Origin of the sequence: Methanocaldococcus indicus, assembly GCF_049554935.1 — an archaeon.
GTDB classification, from domain to species: Archaea; AGJL01; Methanococci; order Methanococcales; family Methanocaldococcaceae; genus Methanocaldococcus; species Methanocaldococcus indicus.
Window position 1 is genome coordinate 1,212,025 of the sequence record NZ_CP186926.1, and the last position, 23,764, is coordinate 1,235,788.

The window sequence follows — 23,764 nt, forward strand, 5'->3', positions numbered from 1 at the left end:
CCTCAATATCAATTAAAAGAGTATTTATAGATATAGAGAGGTAATATTTAAAATATTATTGTATGATATTAAGAATATTTAGTAAGGTTATTAGATGAGGTTATAGGTTATGGAACTAACATTTATTCAGAAGGAGATTCTCCAAGAATTAATAAATATTTATAGAGAAAAAAATTGTCCAGTTAAAGGGACTGAAATAGCTTTAAGATTAAATAGAAATCCAGGAACTATAAGAAACCAAATGCAGGCTTTAAGAGCTTTGGATTTAGTTGATGGAGTTCCAGGACCTAAGGGAGGTTATGTTCCTACAAGTAAAGCATATAGAGTTTTGGGATTAGAAGATGAAGGAGAGATTATAGTTCCAATATATAAGAATGGAAATAAAGTAGAAGGTGTGAAAGTTGTTAAGATAGAGTTTGATACTGTAAGTTATGAGAAGTGTTGTTTATCTAAAATATACATTGAAGGAGATACTAAACTCTTTAATATTGGAGATATTATAAAGGTTGGACCTACATATCATAATAAGATTATTATTTATGGAAGAATTATTGGAAGAGATGATATTCATAGAATTTTGTTACTGGATGTATTTAGAGTTTGTAGTATTCCAAATGTCAAAGTTGGTGATATTGGTATAAAGAAAGTATATACCATCTCCCCAAATAATAGTTTAATAGATGTTGCTAAATTATTTAATGAGAAAGATATTAGTGGAGCTCCTGTAGTTGAAAATAATAAAATTATAGGAATGATAACAATCCATGATTTAATTAAGAATATTGATAATATTAACAATAAACTTGTTAAAGATGTAATGTCAAAAAGAGTTATAACTATAAATAAAGATGAGAAGGTATATAATGCTTTAAAAATTATGAATAAATACAACATTGGGAGATTACCAATAGTGGAAGATGATAAGTTAATTGGTATAATAACAAGGACAGATATTTTAAAATTACTTAGTGGAGATATTAACTAATAATATTATATATTGGAGATTATGATGACATTCTTAGAGATATTAGGGCTTATAACCTTAATTTTTATTATAATTCTACTATTTTCTTTAATACTAATATTAATAATTGGATTTATTTTGATTAAAAAGAAAAAGTTAATATTACCTGAATTAGCTCTTTATATATTTGATACACTCTATTCCTTTATTTTGAAAATTTTTCTATATTTTGGTTCAGAAGATACATTTTATCATATTGGAGTTGAATTTTATAATAAATACTATGAAGAGAAATATAAACAAACTAAAAAAAGGATATTAATTTTACCTCATTGTTTAAGAGCACAAAATTGTCCTGCTAAATTGAATAGTAATGGAATTGATTGCATAATGTGTGGAAAATGTAGTATTTCAACAATTTATAAAGTAGCTATTGAGAAAGGTTATAAAGTTTATATAATTCCTGGCTCAACATTTGTTAAAAGAATTATTAAGTTAGAAAAGCCTGAGGCAGTTTTTGGAGTAGCTTGTAATAGAGACCTATTTTTTGGAATGAATATGCTATCAAGGAAAAAAATAATTCCTCAAGGACAACCATTATTAAAAGATGGATGCATAAATACTATTGTAGATGTAGATGAATTAATTAGGAGATTATAGTTCTCTATAATCTATCAACTCTTCATATCTTACTACTTCTTTCATAGCTTTGATTTCTATTGGAATTTCATGCTCATTTAACCAAGATAATGGATTTATTCCCCCTAAATATACAATTCCAAACATATCCTTTCCAACATTTATTCCATATAGTTCATTGTTTGGCTCACCTATATCTAAAACTCCATTCCATTTTAGTTTTTTTAATACAAAATCTAATTTTTCTCTTGAAATTCTGTGAGTTTCTCTAAATCCTGCTAAGAATGTTGTTTCACAATCCACCATATTGAAGAATATTTCATGAGGGTCTAAGGATGAGCCAGAGTATCCAATTATGTTTATAAATCTCTTTTTATCTTCTAAACATTCAATAACTCCTCCATACTTTGGGAGGATTGGTATAGAGTTGTTAATAAAAATTCCATCCAAAGTTAGAGCACATATAGTATATATTTTTAATTTATCTTTCTCTTCAACAACTTTTAATCTATCTCCTATGCCTAAATTCTTCTTATATGCTTCTTTTAACAACTCCAAAACATCATTGTAATATTTTTTATCAGTGTATCCTACATTTGCAATTACATTTCCAACATCTTCATCAATATCAAAATCTACCTTTGTTATTAAATTTAACATCTTAGATAGTGAGTTTTTAATCCTTATTTTTGATTTTTTATTTATAATTTCCCTATTTTCTTTTTTAAATTTAGTTAAAGATTCTAATCTTACAATTGATGACATAGGAACTATTTCATAGTAGTAACCCATTTCAATAAATGGAGCTATTGGTGTTAATCCTCCTATTAATGCAATTCCTATATAGTCATTTCCAATATCTAAACCTAAAACATTCTCTTCACCATAGCTAATAACACATTTCAAATCTTCTAATTTTAAAATCTCCTCAAATTTAGGTAAATACTCTTTGGCTATTACTCTAAAATTGGCTGGAACATATCCTTCTCCATTTTCAATAACTCCTAAAACATCTGTTTCTTTCTTTTCTAAAAATGCCAATAGTGGGTCGATAGATGTTGATTTATATTCAATAATCTCCTTAAATTCAACTGGCTGATTATCTTCAAATTTAACAATTCCTCCACATATATGGATAGGCATAATTCCATTTTGTAAGAGAATATTATCAAAATTTAATGAGCATAAAGTTAATATTTCAGAGTAATTACCTCTATCAATTAATCCAACTCTATTTCCAACAACTAATCCAGCTGAGAATACTTTCCTTATTGTTTCAACAGCAACATCAAAATCAGCATATATCTTAGCTCTATTTATAACAACATATCCAAATCTATAATTTGATGATATAGTCTTTTCTAAGATATTTGAGTAAATACTTCCTAATCTATAACTAATATTTGCTTTTTCTAACTCCTCTAAACCTTTTTCAGTTATAATTCTCCCAGAATAGCCCAATTTTTTTGTTAATCCTAAGCTATCTAAAATTTTTAAGTGATATCTAACAGCTCTTTCTCCAATCTTATAACCTTTTTTGTTTAGTTCTCTTGCAATGACTTTGGCTCCAACAGGTTCTTTTGAATTAGCCAATATCTCTAAAATCTCTATTAATTTTCTATCCAAATCAGGCATATTATATACACCATTAAATTTTATTTAACAAATTTTTTCCAATCTTTTTTAATATATATATTTCCTCCTTGATATTCTCCATAATCCATATTATAATTTTCTTCTAAATCTCCCTCTAACTCTAAATAAATCATTTTTAACTCATTTATTGTTTCATCATCAGCTTTCCATAAACCTCTTTGATATGCCTCTAACAATCTTCTGCTGATTTCTTCTAAAGCATATATGTTATTTTCTTTGAAAAATTCTCTGTTTTCTTTGTTTTTTATGAATGTATTAAATATCTCATCATATATCCATTTATCAACTTCTTTTGTTGTAGCACTCCATCCATACAACCTACCAATTCTTTTGGCAATATCTCCAGCCCCTTTATAACCATGTCTTTTCATTCCTTCTATCCACTTAGGATTTAATAGTTTAGATAATGTAACTCTTTCTATTTCTTCCTTTAAAGTTCTGATTTCTACATTGTTTAATTTTCTTGTATCTCCATAATAAACTTTTATATCTTCCCTTTTTAGAGTTTTTACAGCATTTGTTAGTCCTCCATGAGTTCCAAAGTAACAACAACATCCTAATAAGTCATACTCATCAGTTACTACTTTATTAAATGATATATCAACACTTTTCAAAATTTCTTTAAATGCTCTATCTGCCTTTTTCCCATAAACTCCTTTACCATAGGCATAAGAATTCCAATAAATAAATACATCTTTTAAATCTTCTTCATTCTCCCAAGCACTTGAATAAATAGCATATTTAACTCCATTTCCATAAGTTCCTGGTGGAGAGCTAAATATTCTATATGTAGCTTCTCTAAATGATAATCCTTTTTTTAAATTTTCAATTGTATGTTTTTTTATAAAGTTCATCTCTAATGGTTCATCTAACTTAGCTACTTTTAAAATAGCCCTATCTAATAGTTCTATACAATTTGGAAACATATCCCTTAGAATTCCACTAACTCTAACAGTTACATCTATCCTTGGTCTTCCTAATTCCTCTAATGGAATTATTTCAACATCTACAACTTTTCCTCCTTTATATCTTGGTTTAACTCCCAATAAGTATAACATCATTCCTAAACCTTCTCCATCAGCCCACATTATATCAGAAGCCATCCAATATAAAGCTATATTTTCTGGATATTTGTTTTCTTCTTGTAGATATTTTTCAATTAATTTTTCAGCTAATAATACTCCTACTCTATATGCTGACCTTGTTGGGACTTTATATGGGTCTAATGAATAAAAGTTTCTACCAGTAGGGAGAATATCATAATTACCTCTTGTTATTAATCCAGAAGGTCCTGGCTCAATATATTCAGCATTGAGTCCTCTAAGTAATGATAAAATTTCATCACTTTCTTCAATTCTTTTGTTTATGTCTTTAATTTTGTTAGATAATTCAGCATCTTCAATTTCTTCTCCATCTAAAACTTTTTTAATACATTCTTTTAGATTTTTATTGTTATATTCAAACTCTAAAATGCTTCTAATATATTCAACTCTATTTTTTGGTTTTTCTCCAAAAATATGCATTCCATCATTACATTTTGTATTTTTTATTAATTCTAAGGTATTTCTAATATCTTCAAAAATTTCACTAAATTTTTCATGTATTTTTCCTTCTCTTTCTATTTTATTGATTTTATCTTTAATTTTTTTGAAATTTGTCTTTTTTATTTCTTCTATTATTAAATGTTCTAATTGATGTCTTCTTGAGTTATCCATCTCTTTTAAATACTCCTCTATATAGTTATTTAATGTTTCCAACTCCTCATAAAAGGCATCTACCATTACTGTCTGCATGTGGTCAATAATTACTGCATAACTTCTTCTTTTTGCTATTGTTCCTTCTGGTGGATTATCTGAATTGTAGATATATAGATGTGGAATATCTCCAATACAAATATCTGGATAGCACTCATCAGAAAGAGCTACATTTTTTCCTGGGAGGAATTCTAATGTTCCATGTGTTCCTACATGAACTATTACATCTCCAATATCATTAAAATATTTATATGTGGCTAAATAATGATGTGTTGGAGGACATTCAGGATTATGTAAGATTTTACAAACTTCTCCATCACATCTTGCTCCAAAGCAACCTCTTTTTGGTTGCACACATACATAGACATTTCCAAATTTTAAACCAGTTATTACAATTTTTTTCTTGTTGTTGATTTTATAAATCATTCCTTCATTTAGGTTTCCCCAAGTGTCTATAACTTCTTTTTTAACTTTTTCAGGTAGATTATTGAAAAATTCATAATATTCATTTTCATCCATTAGATAGAGATAACCTCCTTTTGCAACTATCTCATTTACAGTAGTCCATCTAAACTCTGATATTGCTTTTTTCTCTAAAATTAGATTAATGAGCTCTTTTCCATCTTTTGGGATGTTCTCTACATAGTATCCATTTTCTTTTAGTTTTTTCATAATTCTAATTACACTCTCTAAACTATCTAAATGTGCAGCACTACCTATTGTTACCTCTAATGATGAACATGCAGAACTGTGTAAAACAAAAATAACCTTTCTATCCTTTTTAGGTTTGTATTTTAATTCTATCCATCTTTTAATTCTTCTTACAACTTTATCAATTCTTTCATCAATAGCTCTCTTTTTTTCTAATCCATTTAAATTTTCTGTTGTTCCTATAATTATAGGATCTATAATTCCTTCTAATTCTGGCATTGATATAGTCCAACCTATCTCATAAGATAAAGCTTCTTTATTCTCTTTCCAAGATTTGTAGTTGTTATAATAGCTAACAACTGGATGGAAAATAGGAACATTTAATTTCTTTAATATTTCTACTCCTGAATTCTTATTTAATCCTGAGTTGTCTTTAACTGTATTTAAAGGAAATGATAATAAATTTATTAGAGCATCAATAAGTGGTTTTCCATCTTTAAAGAAGTATTTTAGAATAGATTCTCCACTACCTAATGCATTTAGCTCTTCACACTTAGCTCCATAAGTAAAGACAGGAATTACATTAAACTCTTTTTCTAACCTTTTAATTAATTTTTTAATAACATCCATATCTTCATTAACTAAATAGTGCCTTGAAAATAAAACTCCAACTGTATATTTTTTTGTAAATTTATATTTACTTAAAAATTCTTCTAACTCTTCAAAAACTTCCCCTTTATAGTAAATTCCTTGAAAAGGTTTTTTTACTACATCTACATCATAACCCAATAAATATAAAACTAAATTTTTAAAGTTTTCAATTCCTCCATATGTTGTAAATAGATAGCATTTCTTTGATTTTTCAGAATTCCAAAATTCAGGATATTGTGAAGTAATAATTACATTTTTGTTTATTTTCTCTATTTTAGACAGAGGAATATCATCAGAAGATGTCTTATAAATAAAAACTAAATCAGCATCTTTAATATCATCTAAAAATTTTTCATCAATTGGTTCTCTGTTTGAGTATATTTTATATTCAATATCAATGTCTTTTTTTAACTCCTCTAATGCTTTATTTAATATAGAACAGTAAGAAGCCCACATATAGAAGACAATTTTCATATTCTCACTTTTAGATATTATAAAAAACATCTTCATTAGGGTAATAATAATACATAATATTAAATATTTTATTATTATATGTAATAAAAAGATTTCATCATTTATTAATAATTAATTGTTTATAATAATTAATATTAGTAAAAAATTCATTAAAATAAGTTAGAGAGCTTTTAGTATCAACATATATTTAGTAATCTCTTTATAGCAATCCAAATTAGGAAGGATTGAGGTTTAAGGATTCCATTGACAGGATTTAGGAAGAGAATATTCTTTTTAACTAAATAGATATAAATAGGAGTAGGAATTTCTTTTTTATCAATTATATATTTATCTTTAAACAATTTTAGGGCTTTAATTATATCCTCTTTTTTATTTCAATAACATCATCTCCAATACTTACTTTTGGTTTTGAATAATCTAAGACCTCTAAAAACATATCCAACTTCTGAATAGCATCTTTAAGTAAATAATCTAAAACTTCTTTTAACTCCTTAAATTCAAGCTCTTCAACAACATATTTAATATCCTTTGGCTTTCCACCAACATAAGAATAAATAAGTTCTTTCTCATCATTAGAGAGTTTTTTATTTAAAATCTCTTCAGATAGAAAATCTATAAATTTTAAAGCAGTTTTTTTATCAAAATCATCTACTAAGATATATTTGGCTCTACCATCCAACATAGCTTCATTATAAACCTTCTCAATAAACAAGCTATCAGAGGATAAACAAAAAACATGGCATAGGTGTTTATGCTTAGTTAAGGAAATAAAATAATTAAATAGTTCATAAATCAAAAATCCATTTATTTTTAAATCTCCTATTTTTTGCAATTCATCTAATATTATTATTGGTTGCTTTCCTTCTTTTTTAACTTCTAAAAAAATTTTAGTTAGATAATTAAAAACATCATCTGAATTTTTATCTTTTAATAATTGGTTTAATAGATTTTTAGGTATTGGTATGCCTGTTAAAACATTAGATGTTATTGAAGCAATGGAAGGAATATCTATAAAGTCAGGGCTATCTTTAATTAATGGTTTTAAAAGATTTTTTAACCAGTCAAAAAAAGATTTTTTCGGAGTGTATGTTTTAAACAAGATTCTTATGAAATCATCATATCTTGATATAAATATCTCCCTCAAATCAAAATAAAAAATAACATACTTATCCTTATCTAACCTATTATTAATTATCTCATTTATTAAAGCCGTCTTCCCAGAGTTTATTGGTCCATATATAAAATATATAAAACTTGGCTCACTCTCTATTATTGAGAGTATCTCTCTTATCTCTTCCTCCCTATTAAAAAATTTCATAATTCCCCACCAAAACAAATTTTGAAACAGTTTCAATATAGTTGTTTTTAATTTTATTATTAATTAGAACCAAAAAGATTATTTATTTTAAGAATATAAAATAACTTTAAAATACTATATTGAGGTGAAATATTGATAAAAAAGCTATTTATAATAACTATTCTTACAATATTACCATCTGTTTTAGCAATGTCTAATCCTATAATTGTAGTTAATAAATCAACTGTTGATTATATAAACTCTCAACCTCTTTTAGATGATTTTTATTCATATATAAAGTATAATTCATCAAATAACACTCTTTATTTATTTAGGCATAATGTAGATTATATTTTTGCTGATGATATACTATACTTAGATAATTCAAAAATAACATTTGAAAGAGATAACAACTCAGTAGTTTTTAAATATTTATATGTTAATGTTTCAAATCCAATAATTCTTGGAAATTATAAACTTTACAAAATAGAAGATGATTATATTATATTAAAATCAAATAATTCAGAGGAATTTATAACAAACAGCTCTTTTAGTTATAAAGAATATAATATAAGTATTGTTTTAGTTTCATTAGATTATTCAAATGTTATAGTAAATATATCAAAAAATAGTTCTTCTGAATCTATAAAATTGAATCTAGGAAAGCCTTATTATTACAAAGATTTTGAGATAATATATTCCAATTACTCAAAATATTCTAAAAAATTACAATTTAAAGTCTATGATATTAAAAAAATATCTGTTGGGAATTATATTGATGGATATAAAGTAGTTGATATAAATAGTAAGTATGTGGAATTGGAAGTAAATAAAACCAATAAAATTAAATTTTTGAATTATTTAATTGAATATATAAAATCTGTTGGAAACTACTCAATGTTTAAAGTTATTTATAACAAAACTGAGGTTTATAATCTAACTAATAAAGAACTTTTAGAGATAGATAACAATTTATATGCAATTAATAACAATGGAACTATTTATTTATATTACAAAGACAGAAAAATAGATGAAAATAAAAAATTACATTTTGGTTTAGAAGATATTTATGGCATTAATTTATTAAAAATAGACAGAGATATTATTTTAATTGGAGGTCCAGTAGTTAATAAATATGTAAGGTATTTAATTGATGAAGGTTATTTAAAAGTAAATATTACTAACAACTATCCAGGAAAAGGTAAAGGGGTTATTGCAAAAATAAAGAATCCTTACAATAATAAATATTATATTTATGTTCTTGCTGGAAGTGATAGGGTTGGGACTAAAAAAGCAATTGAATATTTTATAAGTAATAGAATTAACAAAAACATAATATTTGTAAATTAGATACCACATCATTAACCCAAATAATGGTGTAGATATATGGAAGCTGAAAAGTTAAAATTACTATTAGAAGCTATTACACTAGCAGAAAAAAACAAAATTGAAGAGGCAATTGATTATTTAGATGAAATCCTAAAAAAAGATGAAGCTAACAAATATGCAATATTTCTAAAAGGTTTATGTTATGAATGTTTAGGAAAACTAAAAGAATCAATTACTGAATATGAAAAACTAAATTTAATATATAATAAACAAAATGCCATTATTTTAAATAAATTAATGAATCTTTATTTTGTATATGGGGATTTTGATAACTGTATTGAATGTATCAACAACTTTTCAAAAATTCTTGGAGAAACTATAACTACACAACTCTTAGAGGCTATAATATATGTTGAGATAGGGGAGTATGATAAAGCTCTCAAAGTTTTAGATAAAATCCTAAAAAAAGATGATAAACATGCCCATGCACTTAGATTAAAAGCTACATTACTTCATTCCTTTGGAAAAGTAGAAGAAGCTATTAAAATTATTGATAAACTGTTAGAGATTGATAAGGATGATGGATATGCATGGTATCTAAAAGGTAAGTGGCTAAAAGAAATTGGCAATTTTGAAGAGGCTTTAAAATGTCTTTATGTAGCTATGGAGCTAAAAAAGGATTTGTTCCATGTTCATAAAGATTTAGGTCATTTAGAGCTAATAATTGGAGATGTAAAAGAAGCTATAAACCATTTGGAAGAATACTTAAAGAAATATCCTAATGATTTAGAAGCAATTTTATATTTAGCTATGGCTTATGAAAAAGCCAAAAAATATGAAAAAGCTTTAGAGTTATATAATAAAATTATATCAACTAAAGAAAAACATATGAACTATACTGTATATTTAGCTATGCTACATAAGGCTGGTGTTTTAGAAAGATTAGGAAAATATGAAGAAGCTTTAGATATATACAATCAACTATTTGAAGCTGATAATCATGGCGAAAGTGAAAATAAACAATAAAGAAAAAGAAGGGAAGTATTTAAGAGATGTAGTTAAGGGAGAGTTTTATAAAGAAGGTGCAAATATAGTTATAATTAAAGGAATTAAAAAAGAATCTGAAGAAGGTAGAAGATTCTTAATTAAGACAAATAAAGGGAATATAACTATTGCTATAACAGAAGATAATGAAACTGCTAATTTCTTTTTAAATAATTATAAGAATTTTGTTAAAAAATTAAGATGGGTTAGTGGAGTTGATATTGCCTTTGGACCTACAAGAATAGATTTAGAGATTTCAGATGAAGAGAAAAAATTTGAAAAATGGGATGTTCTTTTATCTCTTAGTGGTTTAGATATAGATGAAGGACACTTAATTTTTATAACTAAAAAAACATCTGGGATTTATGGATTAAAAGAGCCAAAGATTGGAAGAGTTGTTGGAGGAAAATGGGTTTTGTCTAACTTAGAGTTAGGGGATTATATAATAGATATAGAACCAATAAGAGAAGAAAAAGAAGCAGTTGATTATATTACAACTACAAACTTAGATTTAGAGTTGGAGGATGGTTGGGAAATATATACATACTTTACAGCTGAATTTGATGGACCAGCTGAAAGTGTAGAGCACTGTTTAGCAGTGATGGAAGATAATATTTTTGAAGTATCAGATAGTACAAATACATACATAGCTGATTCAAGATTACAAACTTTAAAGATAGAGGAAGGTAATCTAATTGATAGAGATAGGGGAACCATAACAGTTAGGAACTTTGGAGTTGGTGAAGGAAAAGTTTATATCTACAAAGAAAGTAGAACTTCCTCCTTATCTCACACTGTTGTAGGAAAAGTTAAAGAAGGTTTAGAGTTAGTTGATTTCTCAGATTCTGGAATATTAACTGTTAAAACAATTCCTGAAAGGTTATGTGTCATAGGATTGGAGTTAGATGAAGCATTAGAGAAATTAAAAAAATACAATATTGAGGTAGATGTTGAAGGAAATGGGATAGTTGTTGAGCAAGAGCCAAAATATACATTAGATGTATTAAAAACTAAAAAAGTTAAATTAAAATGTTTAGATAAAAGCAAGATATTGGTTATTGAGTTGTATGAAGATAAAGCCCCAATAACATCATGGTATTTTAGAAAGACAACAGGTTTAACAACAATAAGAGTAGGAAAACTTCATGTATATTTCAAACATAAAGATGTTGTTATGTTTAAAGGAAATCCTGAATATGCAAAAGGTCTCCTTCCAGAAAATACTCCAAAAGATGTAGTTAAAGCTTATGAAATTGGAGTTACAAACATGGTTAGTAGATATAAGGGAATGATTGGAGTTAGGTTAAGTGATAGTGATAAGTTTGGGCCAACAGGGGAAAGTTTTGAAAAGACAAATATTGTGGGTAGAGTTGTAGAAAATTATGAGATATTAAATAAAGTTAGAACAGGAGATGAGGTTTATATCTTACTAAAAAAATAAACTTTTTACAATAAAACTTTTTACTTTGAGGGAGTAGAATGAAAAAGATATATATACTTATCCTTATTTTGTTTCTTTTAACAGTATCTATTTTTGCTGCAGGAATTTATTTTTTAGGAGATTTTAGTTTTGGAAATAAAATAGCTATTGTTTATCTAAATGGTCCTATTTATTATGATTACTCAGAAGATAATTCAATATTCCCAACAGAAAAGAAAGATGCAAGATATTACATAAAGTTATTAAACAAATTGAGAGAAGATAACTCTGTTAAAGGAGTTTTATTAGTAGTTAATTCCCCTGGAGGAGAAGTAGTAGCAAGTGAAGATTTAGCTAATGCTGTTAAAAAACTTAGAGAAAAAAAGCCAGTAGTTGTCTATGTTGAAACATTAGATGCTTCAGGAGCATATATGGTTTCAGCTCCAGCCAATTATATAGTTGCTCATAGGGACTCTATAGTTGGAAGTATAGGAGTTAGGATGGATATTGTTCATTATTATGGTTTGATGAAAAAGCTTGGAATTAATGTAACTGTAATAAAAGCTGGAAAATATAAAGATATTGGCTCACCATATAGACCAATGACACCAGAGGAAAAAAGATATCTACAAAAGCTAATAAATGAAACATACATATATTTTGTTAAATGGGTTGCTGAAAATAGAAATTTATCCTTAAATTATACATTTGAAATAGCAGATGGAAAGATATATAGTGGAGAAGATGCTGTAAAAGTTGGATTAGTAGATGAAGTAGGAGATAAAGAAAAAGCTTTAAAAATTCTTGAGAAGTTGGCAAATGTATCAAATCCATCAATTGAAGAATATGGATTAGAAAGTAGTTCAGGATTGTTTGGTTTAAAAACATTAATGTATTATTTAGGTTTAGGAATTGGAAATGGTATTGGAGAGGTTTTAGTGAAAAATGAAAAGATAAGGTTATATTAAGTATAAAATTTAATTATTTGGATTAGGGGAAATATGGATGAATATTACTATATCTTTTTTATAGTTTTATCTATCATTTTTATAGTGCCTAATATCCTAAAAAGGTTTAATATTCCTGCTATAACATCTATAATGCTTGCTGGGATGATTATAGGGCCTTATGGTTTTAAAATTCTTCAAATAGATACAACTTTAAAAGTTTTAGCAGATTTTGGAGCAATAATGTTAATGTTCTTAGCAGGTTTAGAAGTGGATAATGAAACATTAAAAAAAGAGTTTAAAAACTCAATATTATTATCAATATTTTCTCTTGTTATTCCTGGAATAGTAGGTTTCTATATTGGAACTCTTTTAAAATTAAATTTAATAGGAAATTTATTAATGTCTGTTATATTTGCTTCTCACTCTGTGGCTATTGTTTATAGTATATTAGAAGAACTAAAATTAGTTAAAAGTAGATTAGGAACTATTTTGTTAAGTTCCACTATAACAATTGATTTATTAACTCTACTTTTACTTTCCGTTGTGATAAAATTAAGCACAAATTCATCAGATATATGGTTATTTATAACTGAGAGTTTAATATATATTGCCATTTTAGTTCTCTTTTTACCAATTATCTCAAAATATGCCTTTAAACTTTTAGAGAAGTTACATATTCAAAGGATTCATTATGTTCTATTTATTATTTTTATAGCAATAATTTTAGGGGAAGTTATAGGAATTCATCCAATAGTTGCTGCTTTTATTTGTGGAGTAGCTATAAGTGAAGCTTTAACAAAAGAAGAGCATGATGAACTTTTAAATAAAAATTTAAATGCTATTGGATATGGATTTTTTATACCTATATTCTTTTTAGTATTGGGAATGGAAACTAATTTCTGGGTTTTATTTGATATAAATAATTTAAAGCTAATATTTATAATTATTATAACAGCAATTCTTTCTAAATATTTATCAGGATATATTGCCCTTAGATTTCTAAAATTTGATAACATTAAGGCTAAATTAGGAGCTATATTGACAGTCCCAAAAATTTCTGCCTCATTAGTAGCTGCTAATATTGGAGTGGAATTAGGAATTATAGATAATAATTTATTTTTTGCTATTGTTGCTTTATCTGTTGTTAGTTCAACATTAGTACCAATAGTTTTTAAAAATATATATTTGAATGTTAAGAAATAGTGTTTAAAACAATATTAATATAAATTTTTACATATATATAAATATATTAAAATCTTTTAGTATAATTTAAACAAACATAACATTTATATAATCCAAATATTAATTTGTCATTATTAATAATGATAGATTGTGAAGGTTATGGACTTTCAAACAGTTTCATTTATAACCTCAGGAATATTAATAGTTATAGGATTGTATGGTGTTTTTTTTGTTGATAATATTTTAAAGAAAGTTATTGCATTAGAAATTTTAGGTAATGGAGTAAATTTAGTTTTAATTACTATGGGATATAGGAATACTATCCCCATAAAACTTCCAGGTGTTTCTGAAGAATTTTTTATTAAAAATGCTTCTTATCCTTTAACTCAGGCATTAGTTTTAACAAACATAGTAATTGAAGCTTCAATGTTGGCTATAATATTAGGTGTTTCAATAATTCTCTATAAAAAATATAAGACATTAAAAGCATCAGTTATCTTAAAAGAGGATTGATAAAATGAATCTTCTACCAATAATAGTTCTTTTTCCAATAACTATGGCATTGATTTTAAATCTTCTACATGGAAAGGAGAGAGTTGTTAAGTATTTAACATACTTTTTAGCAATATCTTTAATTATTCTACCATTTATTGGAAACTATGGATATTACTATTTTGGTGGGCATGGAGTAGTTGATGGATATACAACAGGAATAGCCTATCTATACAACTCAGGAAAACAAGCTTTATTGATAATTCTGTCATTGATTGTTTCTCTCTCTTTAATAACTGGGATGTCTGAAAGATTAAAAAATAATATGTTTGTTGTCTTAACTTTAATGGGATTTGCAGGAGTTGCAGCAATAATATTAAGTGATGATTTATTTAACTTATATGTATTTTTTGAAATTGTTTCTATGGTTCAAGCAGGATTAGTATTTTTATCTGGGACAGAGGAGAGTTATAAAGCTGGTTTAAGATACACAATAATTGGAGTAGTTGCTGGAAGCTTTATGTTGTTAGGAATAGCTTTCTTATTAGCTGTAACTGGCTCTTTAAACATATCTGATATTAAGAACTATATTGTAGATAATCCTGTTGTTTATGCAGGATTAATGTTGTTAATTGTTGGTTTAGCATACAGCTCAGGATTGCCTCCATTTCATATAATAAAAGCTGATTTATATAGTAGAGCAAAAGGATTTATATCATCTATTTTACAAATGTATTCAAAATTTGTTTTAGTAGGAGTATTTTTAGTTATTATTAAAATATTTAGTGGATTAGCTGTTTATTCAATAACACAAGGAATTTTAATATTCCTATCTGTTTTAGCTATTGTTTTTGGAACTGTTTTGGCATTAGTATCAAAAGATTTAAAAAGACTTTTAGCATATTCCTCTATAAGTCATGTTGGATTTGCATCTATTGGATTAGCATTAGGAACACCATTAGCTATTGTAGCAGGAATATTTCATATTATAAATAGTGTCATCTTCAAAGCAGGACTGTTTATTATGGCTTATGTTATTAGTTCAATAAGATGTCCTAATTTAGAAAAATTGGGAGGATTAATAGACAAAACACCATTATTAGCATTATTGACACTAATTCTAATGTTATCAGCTGCTGGAATTCCATTTTTAGGAGGATTTCAAAGTAAGCTCTTAATAATTAAAGAAGTAATTATATACTATCCTGAAATAGCAATAATAATGATTTTAGCAAGTATTGGTAGTTTTATTTATATGACAAAAGCATTCTACTTAATATTTTTAAGACCTACAAATTATGAATATGATAAAATTAAAGTTCCAAAAAGTGCCATATTTTCAATGATAGTTTTAGTTATTTTAACTATACTATTTGGAGTATATCCTGATATAATTTTAAAATATCTCATAAATTTGGTGGATTAAATGAACAATGAGGAAGAAACTGGAAACTATCTTCTATATATCTTGTTTATATTTGGGGCATTATCTATTGGAAAAATCTATGGAATTAGCTTAGCTATATTTATTGGTTTAATTGTTGTTGGAATCTCACTATCATATAAACCAATAGTAAAAATATTTAAGAAAGAGAATAACAACTCTCTAAATAATCAATTATTTTGGATATCAATATTTTTAGGAGTAATTGCATTTATCTTATTTATAATTAAAGGGATAAGATGACAGCAAAAAGAGATTTAATGGTAGGAATATCATTTTTAGTTTTTGGAGCTTCAATAATCAATACATTAGCCAATATAAAAGTAAATCCAGGAGTTAATATAATATATTTAAAGGACTACATTGTCCCAAATTATGTAACAGCTATACTATTTGATTGGAGGGGATATGATACATTAGGAGAATGTTTAGTTTTAATAGTTGCAGTTATGGTATCTTGGACAATTTTTGGAAAATCTTTGTATGATTATAGATATTTAAAAGAGTTATTTAAAGCTCCAACATCAGATGATTATATAACTCTCCAAAGATGGGGAGAATTCACTCTAATGATTAAATATTTAGCTTATCCGCTATCAATATTTTTAGTTGCCTTGGGAATATTGACTATATTAGGTGGGCATATAACACCAGGAGGAGGTTTCCAGGGAGGTGCTTTAATAGCATCAGCTTTTATTGTATCAATAGTTGCCTTTGGTTCCAACTCTCCTCTCTGGTTTGACCATCATTTTTTAGAGAAGTTAGAAACATTTGGAGCATTAGCATATATTTTTATTGGATTTATAGGAATGTTTTTATTTGGAATATATTTAATAAACTTTAAAACATTATTTGGAGTTGATATATTCCCAGGACCTATTGCAGCTGGAATTATTCCATATTTAAATATTGCAGTTGGATTAAAGGTTTTAGCAAGCTTATCAACAGCAATATTCCTATTATCTTGCGAGAAGGTAATTATAGAGAAAATAGAAGAACCAGAAGAACATCTAAAATAATATAAGGGATTTAATTGAAAAAATTCAAAGAGTATATTTTAATTTATTTTAAAGGATTTTTAATGGGCACTGCAGATATTATTCCAGGAATTTCAGGAGGGACAATTGCTTTAATAGTTGGAATTTATAAAAGATTGATTAAGGGGATATATAAGTTGAGTAAGAATATAAAGAGTGCAATATATTGGACTATTAAAGGAGATACAAAAAAAGTGTTTAATTGTATTAAAGATAATGACTATTCTTTGTTTATTCCCCTATTTTTAGGAATTTTATCAGCAATTTTTTTAATGTCAAACATCATCCATTATCTATTAGCTAATTATCCTGCTTATTTATATTCTTTCTTTGTAGGTTTAATTTTAAGCTCTTCTTTAATAATTGTTAAAGAGATAGAGGATATATGTTTAGAGAATATTTTTTCATTCATTTTTGGGTTTGTATTAGCTATTTTTATATCAAGTTATAGCTTATTAAGCTTAGATAACTCTCTATTATCAATTTTTATCTCAGGAGCTTTGGCTGTGTGTGCTATGATTCTTCCAGGAATATCTGGCTCATATATTTTAGTATTTTTAAATAAGTATGATTATCTAATATCAGCCGTTAAAAACCTTGATTTTGTAGTTTTATTTGTATTTTCCTTAGGTGGTTTTGTTGGATTAATGAGCTTTTCGAGGATTATATATTATTTACTAAAAAACTTCAAATCTTTGACAGTATCTTTTTTATTAGGACTGATGCTTGGAGCTTTAAAAGTGCCAATTGATAAAATATTATCAGAGAATGGAGATATTTTTTTATGCATAATTCTTCTAATTTTTGGAATTATTACTGTTAGTGTTTTAAATTATCTATCTAAATACAAACTCCCAAAATCCTATAACTAAGAAAGATGTTAAAGTTGTTATAAAAATAGCAGAAGATATTAATTTAATATTAAGGTTGTAAATACTTCCTAAAACAAAAGACATCATAGCTGAGGGCATTGAACTCTCAACCAATAAAACTTTTTTCTCTAATCCAGTAATATTAAATATACTTGATAATATATAGGCTGATGTAGGAGATAATATAAACCTAAATATACAAACTATAAAACTCAAAACTATTGAATATTTTATAGCCCTTGGAGATAAAGATAAACCAAGAGAGAGCATAATTAAAGGAACTGTTGCAGAAGAAAGATACTCTAAACTCTTTAAAAAGAACTTAGGCAAATAGTTTAAATCAAAATTAAATAAAACTAAGATAATACTTAAAATACCTACGACTAATGGAGGAAACTTTATCATCTCAACAATTATGTTTTTTCCTTCTCCACAACCAAACTTTATTCCCACATAACTACCTAACAACATAGTAACAAAAACACTACCTAAATCACAAAATATAGCTCTTACCAATCCCTCAGTATTAAATAATCCTAAGATAACAGGATATCCCAAAAATCCAGTGTTAGCTAACATACAAACTAAAATAAATCCTCCCAAACTTTCTCTATCTAATTTTAAAAGATAATTTCCAACTATATAAGCAAGTAATCCACAGAAAGAGAATGTAATTATTATAACAATTGGCAATTTTAAGAAAGTGAATATTTCAGAACTATTTAAATTTTTAAGAATAGTTAAAAAAATAGTTGCTGGCATTGTTAGATGAACTACTATCCTACTAAGTATTTTTGAATGTTCTTCCTCTACAATATTAAAAAATTTTAGTAAATACCCAAATAAAACCAAAGTAATTATTGTTAATATTATCATTTATACATCTCTTGGGTCTGTTAGTTCTCCTTTAACTGCACATGCTGCTGCTGTTATTGGAGATGCTAAATAAATCTCTGCTTTTAAGGAACCTTGTCTTCCTTTAAAGTTTCTATTAGATGTTGAAACACAAACTTCTCCATCTCCTAAAACTCCATACAATGAACCCATACAAGCAGAACATGAAGGATTTGTAACAACACATCCATATTTTATAAATTTCTCAATAATTCCAGCTTTTAATGCTTTTAAATATTCTTCTCTTGAAGCAGGAGTTACAATAACTCTAACATCATCAGCAATTCCACCAGCTTTTTCTATAATTTTTATTGCCATTTGTAAATCTTCAAATCTACCATTTGTGCAACTTCCAATAAATACTTGGTCTATTGGCTTTCCAGCCACTTCTCTACATTGTTTTACATTATCTACATTGTGAGGACATGAAAATACAGGTTCTATTTTATCTGCCTCTATTTCATAAACTTCTTCAAATTCTGCATCTTCATCTCCTTTTATAGGTTTAAATTCTCTCTCAGTATTGTGTTTTTTCATAGCTTCCTTTACATATTGAATAGTTTTTTCATCTGGCTCAATAATTCCTGTTTTTCCTCCCATTTCAATAGCCATATTAGTCATAGTCATTCTTGAAGCTATGGAGAGGTTTTTTACTGTTTCTCCACCAAATTGACAAGCTTTGTAAGTAGCTCCATCAACTCCAACCTCTCCAATTATTGAAAGGATTATATCTTTTGAAGTAACATAATCCTTTAACTCACCATTTATATTGAAATAGAGTGTTTCAGGAACTTTAAACCAAAGTTCTCCTGTTGTAAATACATAAGCCATATCTGTTGAACCAATTCCAGTAGAGAATGCTCCCAAAGCCCCATGTGTGCAAGTGTGAGAATCAGCTCCAACTAAAACCTCTCCAGGAGCTACATGCCCCTTCTCTGGTAGAACTTGATGACAAACACCCTCTCTTATATCATAGAAATACTTTATATTATGTTTTTTTACAAATTTTCTCATTAAAATATGGTTATTTGCTGAGATTATAGAATCTGCTGGAACTTGATGGTCAAATAAAATAACTATCTTCTCATTATCCCAAACTTTATCTATTCCATACTTTTCTAAAACTTTAACAGTTAATGGACCTGTTATATCATGCACCATAGCTCTATCTATTTTAGCCATTACTATATCTCCAGGAGAAACTTCTTTTTTTCCTGATGCTCTTGCTAATATCTTCTCAACAATAGTCATTCCCATATCATCACCAAGTTATAAAATTTAATAACCCAAATTTATATCTAATTATAAAAAATTTTCTTACAAGATATAAGATGTAAAATAAATTTAGAAAATATTAAAAAATTTTAAAGTTTAATAACAGATATATCTTTGATATATGGTAGTTCTTTTATCTTCTTTAAAGCTTCTTCTGGAATTGGATTGTCTAATGAGAGAATCATTACTGCCTCTCCTCCTGGTTCTTTTCTACCCACTTGCATTCCAGCAATATTTACTCCATACTCTCCTAATATTATTCCTACTTTACCTACAACTCCTGGTCTATCTATATGATTAGTTATTGCTAAAACACCTTCAGGAATAAAATTGACTGGATAATTGTTTATTTCCAAAATTACTGGTTTGTTGTTAATTATTGTCCCTGAAATTGAAAAACTTTTCTTATCTCCTTCAGCTTCAATTTTAATATAATTTTTATCCTCTGATGTCTTTAATTCTATAACCTCAATTCCTCTATTTTTAGCTAAAATTTCAGCATTTACTAAATTGACTCCTGCCAATAGTATTGGAGACAATAATCCTTTTAAAAAACTTCTTTTTAAAAGATTTGTATTTTCTTTTGCTAAATCTCCTGAATATATTATTTTTATTTTTTTTACTGTTCCATCTAAAACCTGCATAACTATATTCCCTAATATCTCTGAAAGAACTAAATAAGGTTTTAACTTACCTAATTTTTCTTTTGGTAGATTTGGTAAATTTACAATATTTTCTGCTAACTCACCATTAACTATCTTTTTTATTTGTTCAGCAACAATTGTCCCAGCTGATTTTTGTGCCTCTTCTGTTGATGCTCCTAAATGAGGAGTACATATTAAATTATCTAACTCTAACAATGGGTTGTTTTTAGGTGGTTCTTCTTCAAATACATCCAAAGCAGCTGCTCTAATTCTTTTTTCTTTTAAAGCTTTGTATAGAGCTTTTTCATCAATTATTCCTCCTCTTGCACAATTAACCACAATAGCATTTTTTTTCATTAGATTAAATTCTTCTTCTCCAATCAATCCTTTTGTTTTTGGAGTTAGTGGAACATGAACAGTTATAATATCAGCTTCTCTACATACATCTTGCACACTATCTAACAATCTAACTCCTAACTCATTAGCTACTTCTTTTGAAATATATGGGTCATATCCAACAATATCCATTCCAAATGCCTTAGCTCTCTTTACTACTTGCTGTCCTATTCTTCCCAATCCAATAACTCCTAAGGTTTTTCCATACAACTCAATACCTTTAAATCTCTTCCTGTCCCATTCTCCTCTTTTAACTGATTCATTTGCTTGAGGTATATTTCTTGCAGCTGAAAGAATTAAACCTAATGTTAGTTCTGCAACAGAAATAGAAGAGGCGTCAGGAGCATTTACAACAATAATTCCCTTCTCTGTTGCTTTCTCAACATCTATATTATCCACTCCAACTCCTGCTCTACCAATAATTTTTAGCTTCTTAGCTCTATCTATAACCTCACTATCAACTTTTGTTCCACTTCTCACAACTAAAATATCTGCATCTTCAATTTTTTTTAAAAGTTCCTCTTTTGTTAAGTTTGTAGCAACTTCTACCTCTCCAATCTCTCTCAAAATCTTTATAGCATCTTCATGTATTGGGTCAGTAACTAATATCTTCACAATTTCCACCATTTTTTATATTTTGCATCCATAAGCTTCAAACAACTCTCCATTAACAACAGTATATACTGGGAATCCTTTCACTTCCAAACCTTCAAATGGGGAAAATTTTGCTCTACTCTCAAATAATTCAGGATTTATTTTTCCTTCTTTTTTTATATCTATAACTGTTAGATTTGCAACATTTCCCTCTTTTATCTCATTATCTATATTAAAAATTTTAGCTGGGTTTAAGGATATTAAAGAGATAGCTTTTTCTAAGCTAATTAAATTTTTGTTTGCTAAATTTATAGTTAGTGGAACTAATGTTTCCAATCCAGGAATTCCAGAAGGACATTCATTTACATCTTTTAATTTTTCCTCTATTAAATGAGGAGCATGGTCAGAGGCAATAATATCCACTACTCCATTATTAATTCCATTAATCAATGAAATTATATCTTCTTTATCTCTTAAAGGAGGATTAACTTTCCCAAAACCTTTTAACATCTCTGCTTTATCCTTTGTTAAATATAGATGATGAGGAGTAACTTCAACAGTTATCTTAAAATTTTTCTTAGCATCTTTCAAAATATTTATTGATTCTTTTGTAGAAATATGGCAAAAATGGACTTTTGCATTTGTTAAATTTTTAATGATTTCTTTTACTGCTTCATATTCAGCTCTATTATCTCTAATCAAACAGTGAGATAACCAGCTATTATAAGAGTATTTTTTTAAGTTCTCATTTATTATATCTTTATGTTCTGCATGTACACAGTAAAATTTATTTAAAGATAAAATATCTTTTAGGAGAGTATAGTCATTAATATAGAGTTCTCCAACAGATTTTACCATAAAAATTTTATATGCCTTGGCATCTTCAACATTCTCTTTATAGTTTTTTTCAGTAACTCCATAATTTAAATATATATTTAATTTCTCTTTTTTAGCATCATCCAATTTTTTATAAAAAAGATTTTTGTTTGTTATTGGAGGAGAGTCATTAGGCATATCTATAACAAAACATACTCCCCCATTAATGCCTGCTAAACTACCACTTTTAAAACCTTCTTTTTTACTTCTCCATCTTAAATGCACATGAGCATCAATAACTCCTGGAACAACTAAATTATTCTTTAAATCTACCTTTTTGTCATCTTCATTAATAATTTTAGCAATTCTTTTTATTTTTCCATCTTCAATTTTTATCTCTCCACTAACAAAATTATTATTTAAATAAATCCTACAGTTTTTTAATATCATGCCTATCTAACCAATATATCTTAAATCATCATCATGAGCAGGTTTCTTTTGCTGTTGTAAGTTTTTAATCATCTCTTCCTCAAACTTTCTAATCTTGTCAAAGAACTCCTCCATACCTTTTGCTCTCTTCTCTAACTCCTCTAAGTTAATCTCAATATTTTCTATTTTACCAAATTTCTCTAAAACTGCCTTAGCTGCATTAGGGTCTATAAAGTATCCAGGAGTTTCTCCCATTAAACAAATTCCAGGAATATTATTCAAATCAGCAAACAACAACATTAATCCAGCAGCTCCAACTATTCCTCCTCCATCAGTTCTAAATACGATACCATACTCTTTTATTTTCTCTGCAAGTTCTTTTTTAGTTGTAGCTCCATAAACTTTAATTTCCTCAGATATTTTTCCAGTTCCAAAACCTCCAAATGTATATACAAAGTTGGCTCCATACTCTATTCCAATCTTGACAATTTCCTCTGAAAGATGATACTGTCCTATTGGAGACAGTGCTTGTGTATTACCTACAACAATTATCATAGGTTTTGGCTCTTCTATTCTATAAAAACTTGCACACATATACTCAATAGTTCCATCATCTTTAACCAATACTTGTGGTGGAAAATCATAACAAAACAGTTCTAAAAACTTCTCTCCATTAAATTCATGAACTAAATGCTCAGCAGCTAATCTACCAACATGCCCAATTCCAGGAAGCTCTTCTATTAAAAGAGCATTTTCTAATTTTTCAACATCCTTTATTTTTCTTGTTATTATTTTAACCATATTTGCTCACCTAAATAATTTATTGTCATTAATAGCTTTTTATATGTTTTTACAAACTT

General features: G+C 27.1%; 19 protein-coding genes and 1 pseudogene. 12 read left to right on the plus strand and 8 right to left on the minus strand.

Annotated features, from left to right (window positions below; all coding sequences use genetic code 11):
• Positions 1–109 precede the first annotated feature (109 nt).
• Positions 110–985 (plus strand): CBS domain-containing protein, encoded by an 876-nt coding sequence (locus tag ACPB8Q_RS06885; protein WP_423792443.1) that lies wholly within the window; start codon positions 110–112, stop codon positions 983–985.
• A 24-nt stretch (positions 986–1,009) separates the two neighbouring features.
• Positions 1,010–1,624: a DUF116 domain-containing protein gene (locus ACPB8Q_RS06890; protein ID WP_423792444.1), complete on the plus strand. Its 615-nt coding sequence runs from the start codon at positions 1,010–1,012 to the stop codon at positions 1,622–1,624.
• Here the strand turns inward: ACPB8Q_RS06890 and ACPB8Q_RS06895 are convergent.
• The 3 genes and pseudogenes from ACPB8Q_RS06895 to ACPB8Q_RS06905 all read right to left on the minus strand — a co-directional run bounded on the left by ACPB8Q_RS06895 (position 1,619) and on the right by ACPB8Q_RS06905 (position 8,107).
• Entirely contained in the window at positions 1,619–3,238 is a 1,620-nt protein-coding gene (locus tag ACPB8Q_RS06895; protein WP_423792445.1) for a DUF128 domain-containing protein, read from the minus strand. The genes ACPB8Q_RS06890 and ACPB8Q_RS06895 overlap by 6 nt on opposite strands.
• Positions 3,239–3,258: 20 nt before the next feature.
• Entirely contained in the window at positions 3,259–6,789 is a 3,531-nt protein-coding gene (gene cobN / locus ACPB8Q_RS06900; RefSeq protein ID WP_423792446.1) for a cobaltochelatase subunit CobN, read from the minus strand.
• A gap of 176 nt (positions 6,790–6,965) precedes the next feature.
• Positions 6,966–8,107, minus strand: a pseudogene (locus tag ACPB8Q_RS06905) (ATP-binding protein).
• A 132-nt stretch (positions 8,108–8,239) separates the two neighbouring features.
• Here ACPB8Q_RS06905 and ACPB8Q_RS06910 point away from each other — a divergent pair.
• From ACPB8Q_RS06910 to ACPB8Q_RS06955, 10 genes are all read left to right on the plus strand, one after another.
• Positions 8,240–9,436 (plus strand): S-layer protein, encoded by a 1,197-nt coding sequence (locus ACPB8Q_RS06910; protein ID WP_423792447.1) that lies wholly within the window; start codon positions 8,240–8,242, stop codon positions 9,434–9,436.
• A 36-nt stretch (positions 9,437–9,472) separates the two neighbouring features.
• A complete protein-coding gene (locus ACPB8Q_RS06915; RefSeq protein WP_423792448.1) occupies positions 9,473–10,441 on the plus strand; it encodes a tetratricopeptide repeat protein in 969 nt (322 codons plus the stop codon).
• Positions 10,416–11,900, plus strand: a complete 1,485-nt coding sequence (mmp3, locus tag ACPB8Q_RS06920; protein WP_423792449.1) for a methyl-coenzyme M reductase-associated protein Mmp3 — start codon at positions 10,416–10,418, stop codon at positions 11,898–11,900. Before ACPB8Q_RS06915 ends, mmp3 begins: the two co-directional genes overlap by 26 nt.
• Before the next feature lie 38 nt (positions 11,901–11,938).
• A complete protein-coding gene (gene sppA / locus ACPB8Q_RS06925) occupies positions 11,939–12,847 on the plus strand; it encodes a S49 family peptidase (protein ID WP_423792450.1) in 909 nt (302 codons plus the stop codon).
• Positions 12,848–12,880: 33 nt separating this feature from the next.
• Positions 12,881–14,032, plus strand: a complete 1,152-nt coding sequence (locus ACPB8Q_RS06930; protein WP_423792451.1) for a cation:proton antiporter — start codon at positions 12,881–12,883, stop codon at positions 14,030–14,032.
• A 138-nt stretch (positions 14,033–14,170) separates the two neighbouring features.
• Positions 14,171–14,524: a cation:proton antiporter subunit C gene (locus ACPB8Q_RS06935; RefSeq protein ID WP_423792452.1), complete on the plus strand. Its 354-nt coding sequence runs from the start codon at positions 14,171–14,173 to the stop codon at positions 14,522–14,524.
• Positions 14,525–14,528: 4 nt separating this feature from the next.
• Positions 14,529–15,929, plus strand: a complete 1,401-nt coding sequence (ehbF, locus tag ACPB8Q_RS06940; RefSeq protein ID WP_423792453.1) for an energy conserving hydrogenase EhbF — start codon at positions 14,529–14,531, stop codon at positions 15,927–15,929.
• Entirely contained in the window at positions 15,930–16,190 is a 261-nt protein-coding gene (locus ACPB8Q_RS06945; protein ID WP_423792454.1) for a hypothetical protein, read from the plus strand.
• Positions 16,187–16,966 carry a Na(+)/H(+) antiporter subunit B gene (locus ACPB8Q_RS06950; RefSeq protein ID WP_423792455.1) on the plus strand — a complete coding sequence of 260 codons (780 nt, stop codon included), beginning with the start codon at positions 16,187–16,189 and terminating at the stop codon, positions 16,964–16,966. The genes ACPB8Q_RS06945 and ACPB8Q_RS06950 overlap by 4 nt, the downstream gene beginning before the upstream one ends.
• Before the next feature lie 14 nt (positions 16,967–16,980).
• Complete coding sequence (locus ACPB8Q_RS06955) at positions 16,981–17,856, plus strand: DUF368 domain-containing protein (RefSeq protein ID WP_423792456.1); 876 nt, start codon at positions 16,981–16,983, stop codon at positions 17,854–17,856.
• Here the strand turns inward: ACPB8Q_RS06955 and ACPB8Q_RS06960 are convergent.
• From ACPB8Q_RS06960 to ACPB8Q_RS06980, 5 genes are all read right to left on the minus strand, one after another.
• Positions 17,821–18,732, minus strand: a complete 912-nt coding sequence (locus ACPB8Q_RS06960; protein ID WP_423792457.1) for an AEC family transporter — start codon at positions 18,730–18,732, stop codon at positions 17,821–17,823. The two genes, ACPB8Q_RS06955 and ACPB8Q_RS06960, sit on opposite strands and share 36 nt — an antisense overlap.
• Positions 18,733–20,007, minus strand: a complete 1,275-nt coding sequence (gene leuC, locus ACPB8Q_RS06965; protein WP_423792458.1) for an isopropylmalate/citramalate isomerase large subunit — start codon at positions 20,005–20,007, stop codon at positions 18,733–18,735. It abuts the gene before it with no gap.
• A gap of 107 nt (positions 20,008–20,114) precedes the next feature.
• On the minus strand, positions 20,115–21,683 hold the full coding sequence (gene serA, locus ACPB8Q_RS06970; protein ID WP_423793428.1) for a phosphoglycerate dehydrogenase: 1,569 nt from the start codon (positions 21,681–21,683) through the stop codon (positions 20,115–20,117).
• A gap of 12 nt (positions 21,684–21,695) precedes the next feature.
• Entirely contained in the window at positions 21,696–22,925 is a 1,230-nt protein-coding gene (pyrC, locus tag ACPB8Q_RS06975; RefSeq protein ID WP_423792459.1) for a dihydroorotase, read from the minus strand.
• Positions 22,926–22,931: 6 nt separating this feature from the next.
• Positions 22,932–23,705, minus strand: a complete 774-nt coding sequence (locus tag ACPB8Q_RS06980) for a proteasome assembly chaperone family protein (protein ID WP_423792460.1) — start codon at positions 23,703–23,705, stop codon at positions 22,932–22,934.
• Positions 23,706–23,764: the final 59 nt, after the last annotated feature.

What these genes read in the sequence shown, in the direction of transcription:
- ACPB8Q_RS06950 (WP_423792455.1), top strand. Translation starts at nt 16,187, where the DNA reads ATGACAGCAAAAAGAGATTTAATGGTAGGAATATCATTTTTAGTTTTT.
- ehbF (WP_423792453.1), top strand. Translation starts at nt 14,529, where the DNA reads ATGAATCTTCTACCAATAATAGTTCTTTTTCCAATAACTATGGCATTG.
- ACPB8Q_RS06935 (WP_423792452.1), top strand. Translation starts at nt 14,171, where the DNA reads ATGGACTTTCAAACAGTTTCATTTATAACCTCAGGAATATTAATAGTT.
- ACPB8Q_RS06895 (WP_423792445.1), bottom strand. Translation starts at nt 3,238, where the DNA reads ATGCCTGATTTGGATAGAAAATTAATAGAGATTTTAGAGATATTGGCT.
- ACPB8Q_RS06980 (WP_423792460.1), bottom strand. Translation starts at nt 23,705, where the DNA reads ATGGTTAAAATAATAACAAGAAAAATAAAGGATGTTGAAAAATTAGAA.
- ACPB8Q_RS06960 (WP_423792457.1), bottom strand. Translation starts at nt 18,732, where the DNA reads ATGATAATATTAACAATAATTACTTTGGTTTTATTTGGGTATTTACTA.
- ACPB8Q_RS06890 (WP_423792444.1), top strand. Translation starts at nt 1,010, where the DNA reads ATGACATTCTTAGAGATATTAGGGCTTATAACCTTAATTTTTATTATA.
- leuC (WP_423792458.1), bottom strand. Translation starts at nt 20,007, where the DNA reads ATGGGAATGACTATTGTTGAGAAGATATTAGCAAGAGCATCAGGAAAA.
- mmp3 (WP_423792449.1), top strand. Translation starts at nt 10,416, where the DNA reads ATGGCGAAAGTGAAAATAAACAATAAAGAAAAAGAAGGGAAGTATTTA.
- ACPB8Q_RS06915 (WP_423792448.1), top strand. Translation starts at nt 9,473, where the DNA reads ATGGAAGCTGAAAAGTTAAAATTACTATTAGAAGCTATTACACTAGCA.
- sppA (WP_423792450.1), top strand. Translation starts at nt 11,939, where the DNA reads ATGAAAAAGATATATATACTTATCCTTATTTTGTTTCTTTTAACAGTA.
- cobN (WP_423792446.1), bottom strand. Translation starts at nt 6,789, where the DNA reads ATGAAAATTGTCTTCTATATGTGGGCTTCTTACTGTTCTATATTAAAT.
- ACPB8Q_RS06930 (WP_423792451.1), top strand. Translation starts at nt 12,881, where the DNA reads ATGGATGAATATTACTATATCTTTTTTATAGTTTTATCTATCATTTTT.
- ACPB8Q_RS06885 (WP_423792443.1), top strand. Translation starts at nt 110, where the DNA reads ATGGAACTAACATTTATTCAGAAGGAGATTCTCCAAGAATTAATAAAT.
- ACPB8Q_RS06945 (WP_423792454.1), top strand. Translation starts at nt 15,930, where the DNA reads ATGAACAATGAGGAAGAAACTGGAAACTATCTTCTATATATCTTGTTT.
- pyrC (WP_423792459.1), bottom strand. Translation starts at nt 22,925, where the DNA reads ATGATATTAAAAAACTGTAGGATTTATTTAAATAATAATTTTGTTAGT.